The organism is Actinomycetes bacterium, from assembly GCA_036510875.1.
Lineage (GTDB): Bacteria > Actinomycetota > Actinomycetes > Prado026 > Prado026 > DATCDE01.
In genome coordinates this window covers 1-2,414 of sequence record DATCDE010000050.1, presented here as the reverse complement: position 1 = coordinate 2,414, position 2,414 = coordinate 1, and the positions used below count along the sequence as shown (strand labels likewise).

The following is a 2,414-nucleotide window of genomic DNA, read 5'->3' as shown; positions in this document are numbered from 1 at the left end:
AGGGACAAGGTGACGTAGACCCGCTCGCCGACCAGGTAATCCCTCCACTTCCCCACCTGCTTGTACTGCAACCACTGGTTCACGGCGAAGCAGTTGAACAGGACGAACAGAGAGAAGAAGATGCCGTAGACGAACCCGGGGGGGTGCCCGTCGGCTCCGGGCCCGACCAGATAGATCGTGATGGCGATCCACGCGACGATCCCAGCGACACAGCCGATCCAGAACGGCCCAAGCCGCGCGCCCGGTGGCTCATAGCGCTCCTGCATCCAGCCAAACCCGATCATCGATGCGTTCACACCCACCAAGGCCACCAGGGCTGCGATGTCGTTGATGCCGACCAGCATGGCGATCAGCACGATCATGATTGACGCGCTGAGGGAGTACTCCAGCCAGCGGTAGGGGTTGCGGCCCCTGAGGAGCTGGGCCTGGTAGGACCTCCAGCCGGGGCCGGCCACGCCGAAGTGCGCCAGAGCCGACAACGCGAAGAAGGCGGCGATCGCCCACGCGAAACTGAGGTTGAACAGAGTGACCGTTTGGCGGCCCACCGTGGGCCCGGGAGGACCCGTCATGTAGGTGGCCTGAACGGGCAGCGCGAAAGCGTTCGCCAACACCAGGATGGCCACCGCTTGGGCCAAGTGAAGACTTCCAGCCACGAGGTTGTAGGGACGGAGCCTGGCGAGCTGCGCAGAGCGGTCAACCATGTCGTCATCGTAGGAGTCGAGGCTGCGGCGGGCTCGAACTCCCGCACGTCCGCGCCAAGATCCGCATCTGACACCACAGCCGCACTGGGGTGCACCAAGGATCTTGAACAGTGGTTCTCCCACGCTGAGGATCGGTGACGTCGTCCGCCAGTGAGCCGACCTCAGGGCGTCGTCCAGTCGGCGATGAGGTCCTCCGCATCTTCCAGGCCGACCGACGCGTGTAACAGCGACTCGTGCGGGCGGGCGGAGGGCTCGACCGGTCGGTGGGTCGGCGACGCCGCCAGGCGCCCTCACCGGCGTGCGGTTGACGTCACCGCGCAGGCTAGTCAGAATGAATGAACATTCAGTCATGGTCAGCGAGGAGCCCATCTCATGTGTCCTGGACGACCGCCGACATCCCTGACCTGACCGGCCGGGTGGCCGTGGTCACCGGCGCCAACGGCGGTCTCGGCCTGGAGAGCGCTCGTGCACTGGCACCCACGGGAGCTCACGTGGTGATGGCCGTGCGAAACCAGGCGAAGGCGGCCGCGGCCGTCGAGGACATCAAGGCCACCGCCCCGAACGCTTGCCTAAAGCTGGTCCCGCTCGACCTGGGGTCCCTCGAGTCTGTCGAGCAGGCGGCGGCGACCATCGCCGGCCACCACCAGGCGATCGACATCCTGACGAACAACGCAGGGCTCATGGCCTGCCCGGAACGCCGAACCGCCGACGGGTTCGAGATGCAGCTGGGCGTCAACCACCTCGGCCACTGGATCCTGACCGCCCGGCTGCTGCCGAACCTGCTGCATGCCGACGCCGCCCGGGTGGTGAGTGTCACGAGTACGGCCCACCTCCTGGGGCGCCCCATCGAGGTCGACAACCCCCACCTGGAGGGCAAGTACGGCGAGTGGCGCGCCTACGCGCAGTCGAAGCTGGCCAACTTCCACTTCGGGCTGGGCCTGCAGCGACAGTTCGAGGCCGCCGGCGTGGCGGCGCAGAGCCTCGTCGCGCACCCCGGACTCTCCAACACCGAGCTGCAGGCTGTCATCGTCACCGAGTCCAACGGCAACCTTGTGCAGAGGTTCTGGCACCTCCTGGCCAACCGCGCGGGGATGAGCCCGGCCCAGGGCGCACTGTCGCAGCTGCGCGCCGCCACCGACCCGCACGCGAGGGGCGGCGAGTTCTTCGGGCCCGGCTTCGTCAACAACGGTCCTCCGGTGCGCAAACCCGTCCTTCGGCGCTGGGACATGGACAAGGCCATTCGCGATCTCTGGGAGATGTCCGAGCGCGAGACGGGGGTCTCGCTCGACGTGGTCGCCGCCCGCGACGCCGCCTGATGGCGTCGTCTCGCGCACGCCCCGACGAGGTCGACATCGAGCGCTCGTCCGACGTGGACCGCGCCGCGCTGGTAAGGGCCGCACTTCGGAGCCTGGTCGCGGCGAACGGCCTGCACGGCACGCCGATGAGTGCGGTGGCGGCCCGGGCCGGCGTCGCCACCGGGACGGCATACGTCCACTACTCCTCCAAGGATGAGCTGGTCATAGCCGCCTACCGCGAGGCCAAGCTCCAGCTAGTGGTCCGTCGTTGAATTGAGGCTCTTGTGACTGATCCGTGGGTACCTGACTGACCCGTGACGCGCCACACGCCGTTCCCCGCCTACGGTTCCTGCTGTCGAAGGCTGGAATCGGAGGGTGGGGGGAACGGCGTGCGTTCTGTCAGGGTATGGGCTCGGCT

General features: G+C 67.5%; 3 protein-coding genes. 2 read left to right on the top strand and 1 reads right to left on the bottom strand.

The genetic code is table 11. The features are described 5' to 3' along the window. Window positions 1–623 (bottom strand): heliorhodopsin HeR (gene heR, locus VIM19_02895; protein ID HEY5183858.1); only part of this gene is annotated, 623 nt, incomplete at its 3' end. 452 nt (window positions 624–1,075) lie between these two features. Here heR and VIM19_02890 point away from each other — a divergent pair. Both VIM19_02890 and VIM19_02885 read left to right on the top strand, forming a co-directional pair. After that, window positions 1,076–2,017, top strand: a complete 942-nt coding sequence (locus VIM19_02890; GenBank protein HEY5183857.1) for an oxidoreductase — start codon at window positions 1,076–1,078, stop codon at window positions 2,015–2,017. Then, window positions 2,017–2,268: a helix-turn-helix domain-containing protein gene (locus VIM19_02885; GenBank protein ID HEY5183856.1), complete on the top strand. Its 252-nt coding sequence runs from the start codon at window positions 2,017–2,019 to the stop codon at window positions 2,266–2,268. Before VIM19_02890 ends, VIM19_02885 begins: the two co-directional genes overlap by 1 nt. Window positions 2,269–2,414 lie beyond the last annotated feature (146 nt).